The organism is Bradyrhizobium sp. CCBAU 45384 (assembly GCF_028128665.1).
Taxonomy (GTDB): domain Bacteria; phylum Pseudomonadota; class Alphaproteobacteria; order Rhizobiales; family Xanthobacteraceae; genus Bradyrhizobium; species Bradyrhizobium manausense.
This window is the reverse complement of sequence record NZ_LBIZ01000098.1, coordinates 103,376-123,956: the sequence shown is the minus strand read 5'-3', so window position 1 is coordinate 123,956 and position 20,581 is coordinate 103,376. Positions and strand designations below refer to the sequence as shown.

Genomic DNA, 20,581 nt, shown 5'->3' with positions numbered 1-20,581 from the left:
TGCGGCGGGGTCCAGGCTGGGAGGAGCGAGCCCTCAGGGCTCGCGACATAAAACGGATCAGGCGGGGATGCGCTCTTCGTGCTCGTGCGGCTCGCGCAGCACGTAGCCGCGGCCCCACACGGTCTCGATGAAGTTGCGGCCCTCGGACGCGTTGGCGAGCTTCTTGCGGAGCTTGCAGATGAACACGTCGATGATCTTCAGCTCGGGCTCGTCCATGCCGCCATAGAGGTGGTTGAGGAACATTTCCTTGGTGAGGGTGGTACCCTTGCGGAGCGAGAGCAGCTCCAGCATCTGGTACTCCTTGCCGGTCAGGTGCACGCGCTGGCCGCCGACTTCGACCGTCTTGGTGTCGAGGTTGACGACGAGGTCGCCGGTCTGGATGACCGACTGGGCGTGCCCCTTGGAGCGGCGCACGATCGCGTGGATGCGGGCAACCAGCTCGTCCTTGTGGAAGGGTTTGGTCATGTAGTCGTCGGCGCCGACGCCGAGACCCTTGACCTTGTCCTCGATGCCGGCGAGGCCGGAGAGGATCAGGATGGGTGTCTTGATCTTGGAGACCCGAAGCTGCTTGAGCACGTCGTAACCGGACATGTCGGGCAGGTTAAGGTCGAGAAGGATAATGTCGTAATCGTATAATTTACCGAGATCGACGCCTTCTTCCCCCAAATCGGTCGTGTAGACATTGAAGCTCTCAGACTTCAGCATCAGCTCGATCGACTGCGCGACGGCGCTGTCATCTTCAATCAGCAAAACGCGCATGCCAGTTCCCCATAGTCGCCGCTCCTGGGCGTCAGGTCGGCCGCATTCGCGGCACTCAACAAAACGCCTTTGAACAACTGATTCGGATCCTGACAACAGATGGTTAACAAATCCTGATTCTGGAACGCAAGTCCCCCCGGTGCAATTTTTGTCGAATCGCCCTAAGGTCTTGCGCGAGAAGCAGCTTTCGTTATCCGGCTCCGTTCAAGTTCCACTTTAAGAGACGGGTCTAACCGACTCCCGCGACTCAGCCTTCTTCTGAAGGGGAGCCACGCTCAGTCACAAAGACAGTGACGCAATGATTAATGATGCGGGTAAACACCAAGTTAAGCGCCGTTCAGAAATATGGCGAAATTTAAGGGTTTCCCCGTGAGGGCCCGGATATCGAAGGCGAGCCACCTTGATGAAGGCTGTCGCGAAGGCGCGCTCTTAATGAAGGCTGCTCCATGAAAGCCCTTGCCGAACAGATCGGCGATATCGACGGCATCAATATCTATGGCCGCGTGGTTGGGGTTCGCGGGCTGATGGTCGAGGTGGCCGGACCCATTCACGCGATGTCAGTCGGCGCGCGCCTCGTGATCGAGACTGGCGCCAACCGTTCCATCCCTTGTGAGGTGATCGGCTTCTCCGGCAGCAATGCGGTGGTGATGCCGTTCGCCGGCCTCGACGGCGTGCGTCGCGGCTGCAAGGCCGTCATCGCCAACGCCGCCAATCTGGTGCGGCCGTCGCCGGCCTGGCTCGGCCGCGTCGTCAACGCGCTGGGCGAGCCGATCGACGGCAAGGGGCCGTTGCCGCAGGGCGCCTCCCCGATGCCGTACCGCAACTCGCCGCCGCCGGCGCATTCGCGCAGGCGCGTCGGCGCGCCGCTCGATCTCGGCGTCCGCGCCATGAACACCTTTCTCACCTGCTGCCGCGGCCAGCGCATGGGCATCTTCGCCGGCTCCGGCGTCGGCAAGTCGGTGCTGCTGTCGATGCTCGCGCGCAATGTCGACGCCGCAATCAGCGTCATCGGCCTGATCGGCGAACGCGGCCGCGAGGTGCAGGAATTCCTGCAGGACGACCTCGGCGAGGAGGGCCTCGCGCGGTCCGTCGTGGTGGTCGCAACCTCCGACGAGCCGGCGCTGATGCGGCGGCAGGCCGCGTATCTGACGCTCGCCGTCTCCGAATATTTTCGCGACGAGGGTCAGGACGTGCTCTGCCTGATGGACTCCGTGACGCGCTTTGCCATGGCCCAGCGCGAGATCGGCCTGTCCGCCGGCGAGCCGCCGACCGCCAAGGGCTACACGCCGACCGTCTTCACCGAGCTGCCGAAGCTGCTCGAGCGCGCCGGTCCGGGCCTCGGGGAGGGCGCCATCACCGCGATCTTCACGGTGCTGGTCGACGGCGACGACCACAACGAGCCGATCGCGGACGCCGTCCGCGGCATCCTCGACGGCCACATCGTGATGCAACGCTCGATCGCCGAGCGCGGCCGCTACCCCGCCATCAACATCCTCAAATCGGTCTCCCGCACCATGCCGAAATCGGCCGACCCGCAGTTCTGGCCTGTGATCCAGAAGGCGCGGGCGGTGATGGCGACTTACGCCGACATGGAAGAGCTGATCCGGCTTGGCGCCTACCGGGCGGGCTCCAGCCCCGAGGTCGACGAGGCGATCCGCCTGCACGAGCCGCTGGAGGCCTTCCTGCGCCAGCGCAAGGACGAAAATGCCTCGCTGGCCGACGGCTACCGCCAGTTGGCGCAAATCCTCGGTAATTTGGAAACGGAACGCTAACTTTGTCCCGTCATCATCCGTTCCCACAGAGTAGCAGAGCCGGTCTTGGCCCTGACAGGGCCAATGGGGAGACCGGTGCAGTCCCGATGTGTGTATGTCTTGCAGCCAAGGGACTTCTGGGGAGTACGAGTCGATGAAGTCACGTGATACCCTCATCCGCCTGAAGAAGTTTCAGGTCGACGAGAAGCGCCGCCGGGTCGCCCAGATCGAGTCCATGATCGCCGACTTTCAGCGGATGTCGACCGATCTCGATCGCGAGATCCAGACCGAGCAGGACCGCGCCGGGATCAACGATCCCGCGCATTTCGCCTATCCGACCTATGCCAAGGCCGCCATCCAGCGTCGCGAGAACCTGACCCGCTCGGCCGACGAGCTGAAGGGCCAGCTCGAGGACGCCAAGGCCGCGCTCGGCGAGGCCTTTGAAGAGCTGAAGAAGGTCGAGCTGCTGGACGAGCGTGACCAGGCCCGCGAGCGCGCCGAGGAAAACGCCCGTGAGCAGGCCGATCTCGATAGCATCGGCCTGATGCGTTCCCGGATCGGCGCCGTCGCGTAAGCGGCGGTCCGCGCCCCAAGCCCGAGAATTTGCGAACCCGGACCCGCAAGGTCCGGGTTTTTGCGTGTCCTGTCCACAGCGTGGCGCGCCGCCTCTTGGTGACGGGCTTGGCCGCGCGCTATGGTGGTGGCGATAAAGGCTGCGCCAGCGACGGCGGTGCCCACCTCTCCCCGTAGGGGAGAGGTGAAGAGAGACGCGACGGGGACCGCGCGTTGGGGGGCTGAATGCTGACGCCAGCAGAGCTGGTCGGGCTGATTGAGGCGGTGGCGAGGCGCGATTCTGCCGCGTTCGAGCGCCTCTACGCCGCCACGCGCGCGAAACTCTATGGCGTCGTGCTCCGTATCTTGCGCCGACAGGATCTCGCAGAGGAGGTCATTCAGGAGACCTACGTCAAGATCTGGAACAGTGCCGGCCAGTTCAATTCGCAACTGTCCTCGCCGATTACGTGGATGGCCTCGATCGCGCGCAACCGCGCCATCGATATCGTGCGCAAGAAGACCGAAGCCTCGATCGAGGAGGAACCGCAGGCGATGGAAGTCGCCGCCGAAAGTCCCGATCCCCTGGCGCGCCGGGAGATGTCCGAGGAGCTGAAGCGGCTCCTGGAATGTATTGGCCGGCTCGAGCCGGACCGTCAGCGGCTGGTGCTTCTCGCCTATTACAACGGTTGGAGCCGCGAGCAATTGGCGGAGAAATTCGCAGCGCCCGTCAACACGGTGAAGACGTGGCTGCGGCGCAGCATGCTGGATATCCGGGAGTGCCTCGGACTTTAGAGGATGATGAGAGTGCATAGGCTGGCGCAGCGTTCTTGCTTCACCTCTCCCGTAGGGAGAGGTCGGATTGCATCGCAAGATGCAATCCGGGTGAGGGACTGCGCTCTCTCATGGGACCTGAACCCCTCACCCGATTTGCTGCGCAAATCGACCTCTCGCTATGGGAGAGGTGAAAGCAATTGATGGCCTACAGCGAGGACCATATCGCGCTCGCCGCGGAATATGCGCTCGGCACACTCGATGCCGACGAGCGTGCGCAGGTCGCGACCATGATGGCGGTGGACCACGAGTTCGCCGCGATCGTGCAGGCCTGGCAATTCCGGCTCGGCGTCCTCAACCAGATGGTCGGCACGATCGAGCCGCGGCCGATCGTGTGGGAGAACATCAAGCGCGAGATCGCGCAGACGGTATCGACGCAAGAATCGCAGCAGGATTTGCAGCAGGATTCGCGGCAAGGCACGATCGAGGCGCCACCGGTGCTGGTGGATGCGCCGCCACCGCCATTGCCGGAGCTCTCGTCATCGGAGCTTTCAACTCAAGAGCCTTCATCTCCTGAGCCGCCAGCGCAGCAAGCTGCCGCGCCGGACGTGCAGCCGCCGGCACCGACCGACTCCGATGTCATTCATGATATCGCGCCGCAATTCATTCCGCAGACCCACGCGCCCGACCCGCGCATTGCGCCGGCGACGCAGGTGCCGGTCGTCGACGACACCAAGGTGATCTATCTCGAGAGCCGCGTGAAGCGCTGGCGCACGATCGCCTCCGCCGTGGGCGCGCTGGCGGCCGCGCTGCTGGTGACGCTGTCCCTGCAGATCCTCTCGCCCGATGCGCTGCCGGGCGCGCTGCGCCCCCCTCCGCGCATCCAGACCGTCGAGGTCAAGACACCGCAGGCGCCGTCGGCCTTGCCCGCGCAATATGTCGCGTTGCTGCAGGGCCAGAGCGGTGGTCCCGCCTTCATCCTCACCATCGATGGCGCGACCAAGAACTTCACGGTGCGCAAGGTCGGCGCGACGCCGGAGCCGGGCAAGAGCTTCGAGCTCTGGCTGATCTCCGACAAGCTGCCGCGCCCGCGTTCGCTGGGTGTGATCGGCAACGGCGACTTCACCGCACGTCCGGTGCTCGCGGGCTACGATGCCGACGTCGTCAACGCCGCGACCTACGCCGTCACCGTCGAGCCCTCGGGCGGCTCGCCCAGCGGCCAGCCGACCTCGGCGCCGGTGTTCTCAGGCAAGCTGATCGAGACCGTGCCGCCGTCGCAGCCGCAGGCGCCTGCGAAGAAGTAGGGCCGCCTCCAAACGCCAGCTGTCATCGCCCGGCTTGACCGGGCGTTCCAGTATTCCGTGACGGCCGTGATCAACCGATGAGCCGCGGCGTACTGGATACCCCGCCTGCGCGGGGTATGACCGCGATCGTTCTTGCGCGAGCCTCTGCGACGTCGCCACGGTCCATTCCGCCGTCGCAATCCGACAAGTCCCGCCAAATCCGCATCCGATTTGAACCTCCGGCCATTCCGCGGCGTCAAATGCCCGGAATTTGCAGTCGGCACGGCCGATCAAGGGTGCCGGGAAGGGGCTAGAAATCAGATGGATGCAGCCAAGCCGCCGGGCATTCTTATCCACCAATATACAGGCCTGCCGCAGGGGCCGGCGTTCGAACATTGGCGCGACCGGGCCCTGGGGGCCTGTGGCCTCGAGATCGGGCCGAGCCATGGCGACAGCATCGATTGCCGGTTGCAGGTCAGCGTGGTCGACAACATCTCGCTCGCCATTCCCGAAGGCGCCTCCGCGCAATATTCGCGCACGCAGAGTGGCCTCGCCGACGGCAGCGACGATCTCGTGCTGATCGCAGCCCATGCCGGCCTCGTCAACGTCAGGCAGAACGGCCATGCCGTCGAGCTCGCGCCGGCGCAGATGGTGCTGGCCGACATGAGCATCACCGGCAGCGTCGGTCACACCGACGAGAACCGCTTCACCACCATCCGCATGCCGCGCCGCGCGCTGCTCGACATCAATCCGCGTGCCGAGGACAAGCTGTCGCAGGTGCTGTCCGACGGCGCCGTCGCCGAAACCATCTTTCGCTATCACGCGCTTGCCGCCCATCAGGCGCCGCATCTCGACGCCGTCGGCCAGCGCCTGACCGCGCAGCACATGGTCGATCTCGTCGGCCTGTTGCTCGGCGCCGACGCCGAGCACGCCGCGCTCGCGCGCGGCCGCGGCCATGCGGCGGCCCGTCTCGATCTCATGCGCGCCGACGTGATGGCCGCCCTCGGCCGCAACGATCTCTGCCTGTCCGAGGTTGCGACCCGCTCGGGCCTCAGCCCGCGCCAGGCGCAGCGGCTGTTCGAGCAGGCCGGCACCACCTTCACCGAATTCGTGCTGGAGCAGCGTCTGCTGCTGGCGCGAAAGCTGCTGGGCGATCCCCGCGCGCGGGCGCGCAAGATCAGCGACATCGCGCATTCCTCGGGTTTTTCGGATTTGTCCTATTTCAACCGCGCCTTCCGCAAACGCTTTGGCGCGACGCCGTCGGAACTGCGCGAGGCCCGAGGGCCTGCGGCGGCGCCGCTGCCGCATTTGGTCGATCCGTCCGGATGAGCTATATCTGCCCGCGCGGGGCGGATCAGCGGATCCCTGCAAGCAGCGAAGTCAACGGACATGGCGCGTATCGTCGTGCTCGGCGCCGGGTTTGCGGGCCTGTGGGCGGCCATCGGCGCCGCGCGCATGCGCGAGGCGATCGGTGAGACCGGCCGCGACATCGAGATCCACGTCATCGACCGCAACCCCTATCACAACATCCGCGTGCGCAATTACGAGGTCGATCTCCGCGAGGTCGCGTTGCCGCTGGCGCAGCTGCTCGATCCGGTCGGCGTCACGCACGGCATTGCCGAGGTCGAAGCCATCGATCCCGTGCGCCGCGAAATCTCGCTGGTCACGTGCCGCGGCGAGGAGACGCTGGGCTACGACCGCCTCGTGCTTGCGCTCGGCAGCGAAGTGATGCGTCCCGATATTCCGGGCCTCGCCGAGCATGCCTTCGACGTCGACAGCTATGCTGCCGCGCTTCGCCTCGAGGGTCATCTCACCTCGCTCGGACGCAGCGCGCCGTCGCCGGGACGGTCGACGGTTGTGGTGGTCGGCGCCGGCTTCACCGGCATCGAGGTTGCCGCCGAAATGCCTGATCGTTTGATGCGCGCCGGTGTCACCGGCAGCCGCCGCATCGTCCTGGTCGATCCCAATCCCGCGATCGGCGCCACCATCGGCGACCACGCGCGTCCCGTCATCGAGACCGCCTTGTCGTCGCTCGAGGTCGAGACACGGCTCGGCGTGCGTGTCGCATCGGTCGAGGCTGCAGGTGTTCGCCTGAGCTCGGGCGAGTTCATCCCGGCGCAGACGGTGATCTGGTGCGCCGGCATGCGCGCGAGCCGTCTCGCCGAAAATTTCCCGGTCGCGCGTGATCGCCTCGGCCGCCTTCTGGTCGATCCCTTTATGCGGATCGCTGATGTGCCCGGCATCTTCGCCGCCGGCGACGTCGCCTCCAGCGTGATCGACGGCCTGCATCCGACCGTGATGTCCTGCCAGTTCGCCCGTCCCATGGGCCGTTTTGCCGGCCACAATGTGGTGGCCGATCTCGTCGGCGGGCCGCTGCTGCCGCTGCGGATCGACTGGTACGTCACCGTGCTCGATCTCGGCGCCTGGGGAGCGCTCTACACCGAAGGCTGGGATCGCGAGGTGCGGACGACCGGCCAGGCCGCGAAAGCAACCAAGCAAACCATCAACCGCAAGCGTATCTATCCGCCGCTGACTGGCAGCAAGGACGAGCTGTTCGCCGCGGCCGCGCCAACGGTGCAGGCGCCGCCGCCGACTTATGGAGTGATGCGGCGTTGAGCTGAGGTGCGCACCCACAAGCCCATCGAACCGATGCGCAGAAGCAGTCAGCGGCGAGCCAGAAGCAGACATTGAAAGGGAGCCGGTCAGCCTGACGGCCAGGTGTGCGCTTCCTGCCGGCTCGGCGCGTTTCGCAAGCGCTTCAGCCGCCCCTACTTCGCAAAAGCGTCTCGGACGGCAGTTCTCCAAACGTGGCCTTATAGAGGTGCGATAGCTCTCCCATGTGCGAAAAGCCGTTCGCGAAAGCCGCCGATGAAACTGACGTTGCCGGCATACCCCGTGCGAGTTGCGCGCGTAGAGACCAAAGCCTTTTGTTGCGGAGATGCTGATGCAGGCTCGCTCCGTGAATGGCCTGGACGGCCAGCTGCAACGTTCGAACCGACGCTCCCAGCTGCTTGGCCAAGGCCTCGCTGTAAAGAGGAGTCTCTGGATGCGAATGCGCAAATTCATCGAGCTTCGAAACCAGCTTGCGATGTCGTTCGAAAGCGCGTTGGCCTGAACGTCGCTCGCTCCTCAGGACCAGCAAATTATCCAATGCATCGATCAATTCATCCCGAAGCGATTCCGCAACGGATGCAAATTGCCGATGATGCATCGGCGTACAAGACAAAGCCAACGCGCCTCGAATGACGTGTTGCAGGCGCGAAAGACGCTCGCCGCTCGCATTGTGCAAATGCAGTTTTCCTTCCGACTCCTCCCAGCCGCGATTCTGCATGTCGGAAGCGAACCGGATGACAGCGAACGTGTTGGCAGCGGGCTCGTGAAGATCGAGCAAGATCTCGCGTCTGAGCAATCCGATTTCGGACGAGCTCCACGTTCTGCCGTTGAACTCGGCATGCGTATGGTTGCTCATCGGCACGACGACGGTGCAACCCATCGCGTTCATCCTGCCCGAGAGGGCGCGAGGCGATGTGTGCTCAAGCATGAGCAGCGCGCCCGGTAGCGCAGTAATGGCGCGGCCGTAAAAATACGGCCCGAGCAAAGCGTGGCGCTCGATATCCAGAAATCCGATGGCCCTGAATTCGTCGGGGCTCGAAACGCGTTGCAGCCTCAGATGGGCAGATTGCTTCAGGTTCGAAAACGGCACGAGTTTGCACCGGGCGTTGAGGGAATCAATTTTGACCGAATTCCGATAAACACGGTCGTTGTCGGTTATATGATCATCGGCATACTAAAAGGACAATCATTAAAAAGTGGAAACACCGCATGTCCAAGGTCGTGCCCTTCAATCAACGGTCCGTACCGTCAGCGGGCGTGGCAATGGAGCGCTTGCGTCGAATCTCGAGGGAGGTCGAGACCTTCGTATCGCGCATGCAGATCGAGAGCCTTACGCCAAGCGAGATGGCCAGAATTTTGCGGGTTTTCGATACCGCCAACGCCTGCATCCGGATCGTCCTGTCGGATTTCGGCCAAGACCCTGCGGTTCATCAGCTCATCGAGCAGTCACATGGAATCAAAGAGCTGATCGAAGCCGCCCGGAAACGGATTGACGGTTTGGCTGTTGCTCCGTCCCAGGTTCGCTCGGCTTAGATTGGAGGAGCACGAAGGGACCGCGGCACAGCAATACCGGTCAAGCCGGCGGCGGCCAGATGACAGCTATCGCGACGCGGCGGTCTCTTTGATCTTCCCCGATCCGCCACATTTCGTGCAGGGACGAAACTCATTCTTTTCGCCCAAGCGAACCGGATGCATGCCCCTGTCCTGGCCGGTCCCGTCACACTCCGGGCAATTGCGTTCGACGTCGTTCTGACCGGTCATTTGTAGCTCTCAGCTGGCCGCTTGGCGGGCCATCGGTTGTGAAGCTAGCCAATTAAAGCCATTAATTGTCAAGGCGTCCCTACACATCCACAATCCCTTGCGCTGCCTGACGGGCAAAACACCCAAAATGCCGGTCAATCCGCTCGCCTAAAAATATTCCACTTTACCGAAATTCGGAAATATCGTATGTATCGCGCAACCCGGCCCATGGAAGAGGGGCGTATCGCGATCGTCACGACGCGGGCCGGGCGGCGGTGGGCGCAGGTCACATCGGCGCGAAGGGTTTTTGCAGGGCGGGCGACCGTGAGCGAAGGCATCGCGCAAACGACCGGTGTGGTCCGCGTACGGCAAAATCGTGTGGTCCTGGCGCCCGGAGCCTGTGCGCCAAGGCTCGTGGTGATGCGTGTGACCCGACCGGGTCCTTGCATCAGTCATCTGCGAGACGACGGGGGCAATAGTGCATCGCTCCCCGGGGAGATCACGACATAAGCCGTTCCAACCACTGCGCAGGGAAGGCCGGATGTTTCGGCTTCACCTGTATGCCGCTGTGCAGCCTCTTGTAGCGCAACCTATCGCACAGTGGACCGCGGGTGCCGGTCGGGCACCCGGTCTTCCCTGCGCCCTCTTTCAGATGAGGGCGACGTTGCAGAGCAAAGCTCGGGCGAGATGAGCCGCGAGGATGTGAAGCTGTGTCTGCGCCTACACACTCACTGTCATCGCCCGGCCTTGACCGGGCGATCCAGTATTCCAGAGGCGGATGTGATTGGGCCGAGAAGCCGCGGCGTACTGGATTCCCCGCCTTCGCGGGGAATGACGGCGTTGGTCCAGTTGCGCGCAAACTCAAGTCTCGTGCCCCGGACGCAGCGCAGCGTCGCGGCGCGCCAGGAACATGAGGGAGAGAAATGACGCGAGCTACCCCCAGACATGAGAAAGCGCCCGTGGGGGGCGGGCGCTTTCTGTAGTCGACTTGGGGTTGGGGTCGTCTACATATCCACGTGGCGACTTTGGGGGGCTGGTAAAGAGCCGCGTGAATTCCTGAAACTCAAAATCTCCTTAACGAACGAGCGATGCGTTCGAGCTGGTGATCACGACCGGCTTGCCGGCCTTGATGACGCGAGCAGTCTGTGTGAGGCCTTCATCCGAACCCGAGCGCGCCGAGATGCCGAAACCCGCAACTGCGATGCCGGCGACGAGCGCCACGGCCACCACCTTCAGGTGGGTCGAGCGATCCGCGCTGTAGATCGAGTGGTTCATGGAAGCCTCCTGCCGCCATCTACCCGAAGTAGTCGCCGGCCTCTTCAGGCAGGTTCATACTTCCGGTGCCCAACAACCTAGTATTGGCGGGATTCGTTCCCAAGAGGCCATCACAAGAGCGTGATAGGACGTGAAAGATCGCGATCAAAAGCAGCGCTTGATCGATCGATTTGGCAATTATTTCAACGGTATAATTTGTTCGAAAGGCGCCTTTTCAGCCTTTGGTCGACAAGGCGCCAGGAACTCAAAAACCATTTGCCTGTGGCCCAAAAACACACGGCTTCTTAAGGCAAATCAGATGCTTCCGACCGTTTTCAACCTCGCCCTGGGGTGAATCTCGGCCTGCGACAGAACCGTCGTTTGGGCCCGGAACCGCTCGACCAGGGAGCGGACGAAGGGACGAATTGCCGCAGAGGTCACCAGCACCGGCGCCTCGCCTTCGCGGGCGGCGCGCTCGAAGGCCTCGCGCACGGCGGTCATGAATTCCGACAGTTTTGAGGGCTGCATCGCGAGGCTGCGCTCCTCGCCCTGGCCGATGATGGATTCGGCGAAGGCCTGCTCCCATTTCGCCGACAGCGCGATCAGCGGCAGGTAGCCGGCATAGGAGGTGTTTTGCGCGCAGATCTGCCGGGCGAGGCGGGCGCGGACATGCTCGACCATGGTCGCGGGGTTGCGCGAGAAGGCGAGCGAATCGGCGATACCCTCGAGGATGGTCGAGAGGTCGCGGATGGAGATGCGCTCGGCCAGCAGCAGCTGCAGCACGCGCTGGATGCCGGAGACGGTGACCTGTCCGGGCACGATGTCCTTGACCAGCTCGCTCTGCTCCTTCGGCAGCTCCTTGAGCAGCTTTTGCACCTCGCCGTAGGACAGAAGGTCCGACATGTTGGCCTTGAGCAGCTCGGTGAGATGGGTCGAGAGCACGGTGGCGGCGTCGACGACGGTGTATCCCTTGAGCGAAGCCTCCTCCTTGAGGCTGGCGTCGACCCAGGTCGCGGGCAGGCCGAAGGTCGGCTCGGTGGTGTGGATGCCGGGCACCTGCACCTGGCTGCCGCCGGGATCCATCACCATGAACTGGCTCGGCCAGATCTTGCCGGTGCCGGCGTCGACCTCCTTGATCTTGATGATGTAGGTGTTGGCCTCGAGCTGGACGTTGTCGAGAATGCGCACCGCCGGCATCACGAAGCCCATCTCGATCGCGAGCGAACGGCGCAGCGCCTTGATCTGCTCGGTGAGGCGGTCGGTGCCGTCGGGGCCGTTGACGAGCGGCAAGAGCGCGTAGCCGAGCTCGATCTTGAGGTCGTCGATCTTGAGCGCCGCCGAGATCGGCTCCTCCGCGGCCGCAGCGCCCGGTGCGCCGGGCTGACCGGCCGCAGGCGCGGCCTTGGCAACGGCTTCGGCCTTGGCCGTCGCGCGGTTGCGGTTACGCGCAGTCCAGGCCAGCGCGCCGGCACCGGCGCCGAGCGCGAGGAAGGGGAGGGTCGGAATGCCCGGCAGCGCCGCCAGCACCAGCATGACCGCCGAGGACATTGCGAGGGCCTGCGGATAGCCGGAGAACTGCTTCATCAGCGCCTTGTCGGCGGCGCCGGAGACGCCGGCCTTGGAGACGAGCAGGCCGGCCGCGGTCGAGACGATCAGCGCCGGCACCTGGGTGACGAGGCCGTCGCCGACCGTCAGCAGCGTGTAGCTGCGCCCGGCATCGGCAAAGGACAGGCCCTGCTGCGCCACGCCGATGATCATGCCGCCGACCACGTTGATGAAGACGATCAGGAGGCCCGCGATGGCGTCACCGCGGACGAATTTCGAGGCACCGTCCATGGCGCCGAAGAAGCCGCTCTCGTCCTCCAGCGCCTTGCGCCGCTCCTTGGCGACCTTTTCGTCGATCAGCCCGGCGGACAGGTCGGCGTCGATCGCCATCTGCTTGCCGGGCATGGCGTCGAGGTGGAAGCGCGCGGCGACTTCGGCGATACGGCCCGAACCCTTGGTGATGACGACGAAATTGACGATGATCAGAATGGCGAAGACGATGATGCCGATGACGAAATTGCCGCCCATCACGAAGCTGCCGAAGGCTTCGATGACGTGACCGGCCGCATCCGTGCCCTCGTGCCCGTGTGACAGGATCAGGCGGGTCGAGGCCATGTTGAGCGACAGCCGCAGCATGGTCGAGATCAAGAGGATGGTCGGGAAGGCGGAGAATTCCAGCGGCGCCTGGATGAACAGCGAGGTCATCAGGATCAGGATCGACAGCGTGATCGAGATCGCCAGGAACAGGTCCAGCACGATCGCGGGCAGCGGGAGGATCAGCACCACCAGGATGGTGAGGATGCCGAGCGCGAGCGCGATGTCGCCGCGCTTGAGGATGGTGACGATGTCGGAGAGGGAGGGGATCCCGGGCTTTGCGCCGCCTACGCCCTGACCCGCGGTGACGTCGACCATGGTAGCTGCCTCCCCGCGCGACTGCCGTCCGCGCGCCCCAAACGCCTGCGCAGCGGCCGAAGGGCCGCCGGTCCGAAAGTGAGGCACCGCACTGGCGTCCACGGGAGCTCCCGTCTTACGCGGCTGACGACACTCGACTTCACCCGGCAATTCTTGCCGGGTGTATGGTTAGCAAAGGGTTAACGAAGGGGGCCGGGGAGGTCGGGCCGGGGTATTTCGGGGGCTCGGCCGTCATTCCGGGGCGCCCGAAGGGCGAGCCCGGAATCCATCGTGCGGTGGAGGTGGTGGATGAATGGATTCCGGGCTCGCGCTGCGCGCGCCCCGGAATGACCAAGGATCCTACTTCGCCTTTTCCAACTTCGTCACCGTGTACCCCGACGCCGCCTCCTCGGCTTCGAAGGTCACCTTGTCGCCGACCTTCACCTGCTTGAGCATGCCGGGATCCTTGACGCGGTAGACCATGGTCATGGGCTCGTCCATGCCGAGGTTCTTCGCAGGGCCATGCTTGAGCGTGATCTTGCCGGCGCCTTCGTCGATTTTCTTGACCTCACCGCTGATGGAAGCGGCTTGCGCCAGCGTGCTGATGGTCAGGCCCAGCGCCAGCGCAAGCGCTGCGGTGGTGGTGCGGATGATTGGCTTCATTGATGTCTCCATTGTCTTCATTTCACGCTGACGTGGCCGACCATGCCGTAATCGCGATGGTCGGGGATCAGGCAGGAAAATTCGAAGGTGCCTGGTTTGGTGAACTTCCAGACGATCTCGGCCGTCTTGTTCGGCGCGAGCCGCACGCCGTTGGGATCGTCGTGCTCCATGTGCGGGTGTTTCTTCATCACCTCGGCATGGGCAAGATTTTCCTTAGGTGTGGCGAGCAGGAATTCGTGGTCTTCCCTGCCGACATTGCGCAGCACGAAGCGAATCTGCTCGCCGCGCTTCACCTCGATCTTCGACGGCTCGTAGGACATCTCGCTCATCGCGATCTCGATGGTGCGCGCCGGCTTGCTGGGATCGCCGGGCTCGCCGGCCGAGAAGCCGTGATGGCCGTGCCCCTCATGCGCAAGGGCCGGCGCGATTGAAAGCGTGGCCAGCGCCAGGACGATGCCGATTGTTCTTGTCATTGTAGTCTCCGGTTGGTGGTTGATCGAAACGCGTGGGTTACATCTTCATCTTCATCTTCGGCATCGGCGCTGCGGGTTGCCGTGCGGGCTCCGCCGCGGGCGAGGCGACTTCATAGGCGACGGTGCCTTGCGGGAATTGATAGGGGCCGGGATCGCGGTAATCGTCGCGCGCGAGGCCCTCGCGGATCTTCATCACCGTGAACATGCCGCCCATCTCGATCGGGCCGAACTGGCCGGAGCCGGTCATCATGGGCAGCGTGTTGTCGGGCGAGGGCATCTCCATGTTGCCCATCGCCATGCCGGTAGAACCCATTGCCATGCTGTCGGGCGCGAGCTTGCCGACCGCCTTGGCGAGATCCTTCCGCGACACGCCGATAAGGGTGCGCACCTCGTGTCCCATTGCATTCATGGTGTGGTGCGATTTGTGGCAGTGAAACGCCCAGTCGCCGGGATTGTCGGCGACCACGTCGAACACGCGCACGGCGCCGACCGGGACATCGGTGGTCGTCTCGGGAATCTGCGCCGTCTCGGGAATCCAGCCGCCGTCCGTGCAGGTCACAGAAAAGCTGTGGCCGTGCAGATGGATCGGATGGTTGGTCATGCTGAGATTGCCGATGCGCACGCGCACCTTGTCGCCGAGCCGCACTGGCAGCGGATCAATCCCGGGAAACACCCGCGAATTCCAGGTCCACATGTTGAAATCGGTCATCTCGTTGACCTGCGGCAGATAGCTGCCGGGATCGACGCGATAGGTGCTCATCACGAAGACGAAGTCGCGATCGACGGGCCGGAAGCTCGGATCGCGCGGATGCACGACGACCATGCCCATCATGCCCATCGCCATCTGCACCATCTCGTCGGAATGCGGGTGGTACATGAAGGTCCCGCTCTTCCTCATCTCGAACTCGTAGACGAAGGTCTTGCCGGGCTCGATATGCGGCTGATTCAGTCCCCCGACGCCATCCATGCCGCTCGGCACGATCATGCCGTGCCAGTGCACGGTGGTGTATTCGGGCAGTTTGTTGGTGACGAAGATGCGGACCTTGTCGCCCTCGACCGTTTCAATCGTCGGCCCCGGCGACTGGCCATTGTAGCCCCACAGGTTCACCTTCATGCCTTCGGCGAACTCGCGCACCACGGGCTCGGCGACGAGATGGAATTCCTTCCACTCGCCGTTCATGCGGAACGGCAGCGACCAGCCGTTCAGGGTGACCACGGGGCGATAGTCCGGGCCGCTGATCGGGTGCAGCGGCGGCTGCATCACCACCTTGTCCATGGTCGGCGCTTCCGGAATCGATGCGGCCTGGACGCGGCCGCTGATGGCCGACGCGCCGGCAAGGGCAGCGCTGCCCAGAAATCCTCTGCGGGAAAACATGCTGGCCTCCATCTCAGTGGTCGCCGTCGGCAGATGCTGCCGCGGCGATGGTGGTCGAAGTGTCGCCGCCGGAAGCAGGCGCACCGCCGCCATTGACGGCCGTTTGCAGGTCGGACTGGGCGAGGAAGAATCTTTGTCTGGCATCGATGGCACCGCGCAGCGATGCCAGGCGCTGTCGTGCCTCGGTCAGCAGTGCGAAGATGTCGACCTGCATGCTGGAGAAACGCAGCTGCATCTCCTCGGTGATGATTTTTCGCAACGGTAGAATCTCGCGCTGGAAGTGGCTGGCGATGTCATACGTGGACCGATAGGTGCGATAGGCATCGCGCGCCTCCGAGCGAACGTTCACGGCACGCTCGGTCAGGCGGTTGAAGGCGAGATTGTAGGTCTCCGCCGCCTGTCGCACGCGCACCTCGCCGCCGTCGAAGATCGGGATCTGGAATTGAACGTCGAAGCCGCGTTCGCGGAACGGTGCGCCCTCCGGATCCTGGGTGCGGCGGGAGATGCCGGCGAGATCGAGCAGCGTGACGAAGCGGGTTGCTTCGGTCAGGTTCAACGACTTCGCCAGCCCGGTCAGTTCGAGCCGCGCGATCTGCAAATCGATGCGATGGGCGACTGCATCGGCCTCGATCGATGGCAAGGCCTGCGGCCGTCGTGGCAGCGGCGGCAATGCGTTGGGCAGACGGAAGTCGAGGCCGTCGTCCCACAGCCCCATCAGGCGTGCGAGTCGTTCGCGCGTGCTGGTCGCCGCCTGTCGCGCGGTCGCGAGATCGGCGGTCGTCTCGGCGTAGAACACCTGTTCGCGGGCCTGGTCGAGCTTGTTGATCGAGCCCGTTTCGCCGAGCTTGACGGCGAGCTGGGCCGTCGATTCCGCCGTAGCCTTCGCATCCGTCAGCAGCGCCACGAGCTCGTTGCAGGTGACCGCGCGGACATAGGCGCGCCGCACATCGGCGGCGAGCCGCAACGTTGCCAATGCTGCGCGCAATTGCGCCTGGCGAAAGCGATCCCGCGCGATCTCGGATCGGAACGGCAGTGTTGCGAGGGCGAGGATGTCGCCGACAACCTGGCGTTCGATCTCGTTCGCGCCATCGCCTGAGATGCGCGAGATCGAAAACACCGGATTGGGCGGCAAGCTTTGCTCGACCAGCTCGGTCTCGGCCAGCGCCAGCTCGTTATAGGCGGCTTGCAGCCCCTTGTTGTTGAGCAGCGCGACCTGCACGGCGGTCTCGATGGTCAGCGGGCGCGCCAGCAGCCGGCGGACGGTCGCATCGACGGCCTCGGCGCCTTCGGCTGATCGGACGAAGGCGACGTCCTTATTAATGGTCTGGCTGGTGAGGTCCGAGACCGTCGTCATGCCGCCGTCCGGCGAGAACGCCATGCAGCCGGCAAGACTTATTGATGAGAGTCCGAACGCGGTGAGCATGCGCAAGCCCCGCGCGAGACGATGTGCCATGGCGCGTCCCTACCGGTCTTGCTTCGGTTGCGGCGTCACGGCGTCGTTGCGTTGCCGCCATGGTGCAGGTGTCGCGGGCCGCAGGGTGGTATAGGGCGCGATGGTCGAGCGATAGCCCACGCGTGCCACCTTCGCCGCCGGATCGGCGGGGTCCGGCCTGGCCACGTGCGTGGTGGCTGGCATGCAGCCGGACAGCGCCAGCGTAACCACGGCCAGCAGCGGCCAATTCAATAGAAAGAGTCGCCCACCCACCGCAGATGCGGCGGCAGACTTCGCCCCGAAAAGCGCAAGCATGATTCATCCCTGATCTGGAAACCACAGGTTCGCGCGCGCAAACGCGCGCTCGGACCGACGTCGTTGCGTCAGATCAGGCGATGGGGGGACGGTAGTGCTGGGGCGGCGCCGTGCTGTGCAGGCTGGCCACGATCTCGGGCGCGCAGGTCGACGTCGGCTGGACCGGTGTGGCAACGCTGGGCAGATCGGCTGGCAGCGCGCTGATGCACATCATCGCGCAGCATGGGCCCACCGTTCCCTTGCCGTCATGGTGATGCGGAGCGGGTGCGTCCTTGGCCGCAATTTGGTGATGCGCGTGGGCTCCCGCATGTTCATGCGAGGAATCCCCATGCATATGGCTCGCCATCTGAACCGGCACGAGGTCGGTGAGGAGCGCGTCATCGAGGCATGGCGCGGGACTGGTACCCAAAGCGAGGCTTGCCGCCGGCGCGAGCACGCAGAACAAATAGGCGAGAGCGATGATCCGCCCCACCTTCATCCGCACCGATCGCGTCAACCGCAGCAACATCCGTCGATAGGCTCCTCGCGCGGCATTGTTGCACACGCTGATTGCAAACTAATGGCAAAAGGCGATTTCGCCAAGCTCCTTCTTACCGCAGCGCACCGCGCATGCCCAATATATCGCCACGTTGCTTGACCGTGTGGCGATCCGCGGGCCATGGTCCGGCCCGTGCACGCGCCAAATCATCCCGAACAAAGACCAGACTCATTCAGCCCTGATTCCCGTCAGGCTTGGATACGGCTCGTCGTTGCGCTGCTGATCGGCTCGATCGGCAGCGTCGGCATGTGGGCCGTGGTCGTCGTGATTCCCGTCGTGCAGGCCGAATTCGCCGCAACGCGCGGCGCAGTGTCGCTGGCTTTCACGGTGATGATGTTCGGCTTCGGGCTCGGCGGCGTCATCGCCGGCAAGATCACGGACCGGTTCGGCATCGTGCCGGCGATGGCGATCAGCATCGCCTTTCTCGGCGTCGCAAATACGCTCGCGGGACTCTCGACCCAGCTCTGGCAGTTCGTTGCGGCGTATTTCCTGATCGGGCTCGGCACGTCGGCGACTTTCGCGCCGCTGATGGCCGAGGCCTCGCACTGGTTCGAGCGCTATCGCGGCCTCGCCGTGACCATCGTCGCGAGCGGCAATTACGTCGCCGGCACGATATGGCCACCGCTGGTCAACGCGGGCATGGAGACGATCGGCTGGCGCTACACGCATGTCGTCATTGCCTTGATCTGCGCGAGCTTGATGACGACGCTGGTGCTGGTCTTGCGCGCGCGGATCGGCGACGACAGAGTCCGCAATCACGCCAATGCGCCGCCGCCGCGTGTCGATCTGAAACTTTCAACCAACACGCTGACGGCGCTGCTCTCGATCGCCAGTATCTCCTGCTGCGTCGCCATGGCGATGCCGCAGGTGCATATCGTCGCCTATTGCGGCGATCTCGGTTACGGCGTGGCGCGGGGCGCCGAGATGCTCTCCCTGATGATGGCCTGCGGCATCGTCAGCCGCATTGGCTCGGGCTACCTCGCCGACAAGATCGGCGGCATCCGTACGCTGTTGCTCGGATCGCTGGCGCAAGGCTTTGCGCTGGTGTTCTATCTGTTCTTCGACAGCCTCACCTCGCTCTATCTGATCTCCGCGATGTTTGGCCTGTTTCAGGGCGGCATCGTGCCGAGCTATGCCATCATCGTGCGCGAGGCGATGCCGGCGAGCGAAGCCGCAACTCGCGTCGGCATCGTGATCTTCGCCTCCGTGTTCGGCATGTCCTTCGGCGGCTGGGTGTCCGGCATCATCTTCGATGCCACCGGCTCCTACGCCGCGGCGTTCGCCAACGGCGTGGCGTGGAATGCCCTCAATGTCGGCATCGTTTTGACGCTGCTGATCCGCTCGCGGATGAATTCGGTCAGGACAGGACCGACCCTCGCGACTTAAACCGCCTGTCCGGCCTTCAGCAGTGAGCAGCCGGTGATCTTGTAGCTGCCGTCAGCCTGCTGCTCGAGCGTGTAGAGCGCTTCCCAGGCTTCGCCATTGGCATCGATGATGTGAACGCGCTGGGCAACCGAGCTGCCCTCGGTCTTGACGTCGCCGAACTCAAAACTCTTATGGCGGTAGACCGGCGCGTAGCCGTTCTGCACCATCGACATGAAGATGTCGGGTGCAGGGAAGATCTGCTTGATCGCCGGCGCGGCATAGGAATAGGCAGCCGCCGCGTCGTCATGGACGAAGGCCTGCTCCTGGGCGCGGATCACGCCTTGCGCCGCCGAGACATCGTCAGCGCGCGCGGCAAAGGGGCTGAAGACAATAGCGAGGGCGACGACCAAGGCTGCGATGCGCATGACAGGCTCCGCGTTGATATGCCGGCGATGCTGATCCTAGCATGACCATTGGCAAATACGGGCGAACTATCGTCTCCGCTTCACCGCCGCCTTCGCCGGCTTGACTGTGCGCGCTTTGGCCTTTGCGGCGGGCTGCATGCGAAGACCGTCGACAAACACATCGAGCATCCGCAGCACCGAGGATTGCCAGCCGGGCTGGTCGTGCATGTAGCACATGCCGAAGAACGCGCGCAGCAAATCCTCGGGACTGATGTCGGCGCGCATCGCGCCGGCCGCGGCTGCGCGATCAAGCAGCGAGGCGATCGCCTTGGTCAGGCGCTCAAAGGAGAAGGCATGCAGTTCGGATCCGCTCTGCACGGCGAGTGCCAGGGCTGCCACCATGCCTTTCTTGGTGGCAACGAATTCGACACCTGAGCGCAGCCAGCGTCTGAGCGCGTCGACCGGATCCTTGGCGTTCTTCAGCTGTTCGGCAAGCTCGCTGAGCTGCTCGACCTCGCGCCGGTACACCGCCTCGAACAGATCCTCACGCGTCGGGAAATGCCGGTAGAGCGTGCCGATGCCGACGCCCGCGCGCTTGGCCACGGCCTCGAGGCTTGCTTCGGGCCCGCCTGCGCTGAACACGACCTTGGCCGCCTCGAGCACACGCTCGCGGTTGCGCACGGCATCGGCGCGGGGCTTTCGGGTCTGGTCGGTATGGTCGTCCATATCAGGCAATGTAGATCACGAATTGGTTAGGTTGAACCCCGAGCCTGCTGCATGGCGTTGTCAGTGCACGGCCTTTTTGACGAATTCCAATATTTTCTGAGGGGGCCCTTGTTAAACGGAGGGTGCCTCCG

At 64.1% G+C, this 20,581-nt stretch carries 20 protein-coding genes; 8 read left to right on the top strand and 12 right to left on the bottom strand.

Going from position 1 to position 20,581, the window contains the following annotated elements:
* Positions 1–57 precede the first annotated feature (57 nt).
* On the bottom strand, positions 58–759 hold the full coding sequence (gene ctrA / locus XH80_RS10970; RefSeq protein ID WP_008138878.1) for a response regulator transcription factor CtrA: 702 nt from the start codon (positions 757–759) through the stop codon (positions 58–60).
* Between the two features lie 446 nt (positions 760–1,205).
* Here ctrA and fliI point away from each other — a divergent pair, with 446 nt between their 5' ends.
* From fliI to XH80_RS10940, 6 genes are all read left to right on the top strand, one after another.
* Positions 1,206–2,531: a flagellar protein export ATPase FliI gene (gene fliI / locus XH80_RS10965; protein ID WP_271598607.1), complete on the top strand. Its 1,326-nt coding sequence runs from the start codon at positions 1,206–1,208 to the stop codon at positions 2,529–2,531.
* Between the two features lie 133 nt (positions 2,532–2,664).
* The gene (gene fliJ / locus XH80_RS10960) at positions 2,665–3,084 is read left to right on the top strand and encodes a flagellar export protein FliJ (protein WP_057747978.1); all 420 of its coding nucleotides are present in this window, start codon (positions 2,665–2,667) and stop codon (positions 3,082–3,084) included.
* A gap of 224 nt (positions 3,085–3,308) precedes the next feature.
* Positions 3,309–3,854 (top strand): sigma-70 family RNA polymerase sigma factor, encoded by a 546-nt coding sequence (locus tag XH80_RS10955; RefSeq protein WP_057747975.1) that lies wholly within the window; start codon positions 3,309–3,311, stop codon positions 3,852–3,854.
* A 182-nt stretch (positions 3,855–4,036) separates the two neighbouring features.
* A complete protein-coding gene (locus XH80_RS10950) occupies positions 4,037–5,137 on the top strand; it encodes an anti-sigma factor (protein ID WP_271598606.1) in 1,101 nt (366 codons plus the stop codon).
* A gap of 300 nt (positions 5,138–5,437) precedes the next feature.
* Positions 5,438–6,445 carry a helix-turn-helix transcriptional regulator gene (locus XH80_RS10945; protein ID WP_271598605.1) on the top strand — a complete coding sequence of 336 codons (1,008 nt, stop codon included), beginning with the start codon at positions 5,438–5,440 and terminating at the stop codon, positions 6,443–6,445.
* A gap of 60 nt (positions 6,446–6,505) precedes the next feature.
* Positions 6,506–7,732 (top strand): NAD(P)/FAD-dependent oxidoreductase, encoded by a 1,227-nt coding sequence (locus XH80_RS10940; RefSeq protein ID WP_271598604.1) that lies wholly within the window; start codon positions 6,506–6,508, stop codon positions 7,730–7,732.
* Positions 7,733–7,874: 142 nt separating this feature from the next.
* Here the strand turns inward: XH80_RS10940 and XH80_RS10935 are convergent, their stop codons facing one another.
* Complete coding sequence (locus XH80_RS10935) at positions 7,875–8,819, bottom strand: AraC family transcriptional regulator (protein WP_271598603.1); 945 nt, start codon at positions 8,817–8,819, stop codon at positions 7,875–7,877.
* 119 nt (positions 8,820–8,938) lie between these two features.
* Here XH80_RS10935 and XH80_RS10930 point away from each other — a divergent pair, with 119 nt between their 5' ends.
* Positions 8,939–9,262 (top strand): hypothetical protein, encoded by a 324-nt coding sequence (locus XH80_RS10930; RefSeq protein ID WP_271598602.1) that lies wholly within the window; start codon positions 8,939–8,941, stop codon positions 9,260–9,262.
* Positions 9,263–10,543: 1,281 nt separating this feature from the next.
* On the opposite strand, the gene XH80_RS10925 is transcribed toward XH80_RS10930, so the two are convergent.
* The 8 genes from XH80_RS10925 to XH80_RS10890 all read right to left on the bottom strand — a co-directional run bounded on the left by XH80_RS10925 (position 10,544) and on the right by XH80_RS10890 (position 17,925).
* Positions 10,544–10,744, bottom strand: a complete 201-nt coding sequence (locus XH80_RS10925; RefSeq protein WP_057747956.1) for a hypothetical protein — start codon at positions 10,742–10,744, stop codon at positions 10,544–10,546.
* Positions 10,745–11,038: 294 nt separating this feature from the next.
* Positions 11,039–13,180: a flagellar biosynthesis protein FlhA gene (gene flhA, locus XH80_RS10920; protein WP_057747953.1), complete on the bottom strand. Its 2,142-nt coding sequence runs from the start codon at positions 13,178–13,180 to the stop codon at positions 11,039–11,041.
* Positions 13,181–13,519: 339 nt separating this feature from the next.
* Positions 13,520–13,822: a copper-binding protein gene (locus tag XH80_RS10915; RefSeq protein WP_271598601.1), complete on the bottom strand. Its 303-nt coding sequence runs from the start codon at positions 13,820–13,822 to the stop codon at positions 13,520–13,522.
* A gap of 17 nt (positions 13,823–13,839) precedes the next feature.
* Positions 13,840–14,295, bottom strand: a complete 456-nt coding sequence (locus XH80_RS10910; protein WP_271598600.1) for a cupredoxin domain-containing protein — start codon at positions 14,293–14,295, stop codon at positions 13,840–13,842.
* Between the two features lie 37 nt (positions 14,296–14,332).
* Positions 14,333–15,670 carry a multicopper oxidase family protein gene (locus XH80_RS10905; RefSeq protein WP_271598599.1) on the bottom strand — a complete coding sequence of 446 codons (1,338 nt, stop codon included), beginning with the start codon at positions 15,668–15,670 and terminating at the stop codon, positions 14,333–14,335.
* 13 nt (positions 15,671–15,683) lie between these two features.
* Positions 15,684–17,123, bottom strand: a complete 1,440-nt coding sequence (locus XH80_RS10900; protein ID WP_271598598.1) for a TolC family protein — start codon at positions 17,121–17,123, stop codon at positions 15,684–15,686.
* Positions 17,124–17,132: 9 nt separating this feature from the next.
* Positions 17,133–17,417 (bottom strand): hypothetical protein, encoded by a 285-nt coding sequence (locus XH80_RS10895; RefSeq protein ID WP_271598597.1) that lies wholly within the window; start codon positions 17,415–17,417, stop codon positions 17,133–17,135.
* A 73-nt stretch (positions 17,418–17,490) separates the two neighbouring features.
* Positions 17,491–17,925: a hypothetical protein gene (locus tag XH80_RS10890; RefSeq protein WP_271598596.1), complete on the bottom strand. Its 435-nt coding sequence runs from the start codon at positions 17,923–17,925 to the stop codon at positions 17,491–17,493.
* Between the two features lie 150 nt (positions 17,926–18,075).
* On the opposite strand from XH80_RS10890, the gene XH80_RS10885 reads away from it, so the two are divergent.
* Positions 18,076–19,341: an MFS transporter gene (locus XH80_RS10885; protein ID WP_271598595.1), complete on the top strand. Its 1,266-nt coding sequence runs from the start codon at positions 18,076–18,078 to the stop codon at positions 19,339–19,341.
* Here XH80_RS10885 and XH80_RS10880 read toward each other — a convergent pair.
* Both XH80_RS10880 and XH80_RS10875 read right to left on the bottom strand, forming a co-directional pair.
* Positions 19,338–19,745, bottom strand: a complete 408-nt coding sequence (locus XH80_RS10880; RefSeq protein ID WP_271598594.1) for a DUF4864 domain-containing protein — start codon at positions 19,743–19,745, stop codon at positions 19,338–19,340. The genes XH80_RS10885 and XH80_RS10880 overlap by 4 nt on opposite strands.
* 66 nt (positions 19,746–19,811) lie before the next feature.
* Positions 19,812–20,450 (bottom strand): TetR/AcrR family transcriptional regulator, encoded by a 639-nt coding sequence (locus XH80_RS10875; protein ID WP_271598593.1) that lies wholly within the window; start codon positions 20,448–20,450, stop codon positions 19,812–19,814.
* Between the last annotated feature and the right edge of the window lie 131 nt (positions 20,451–20,581).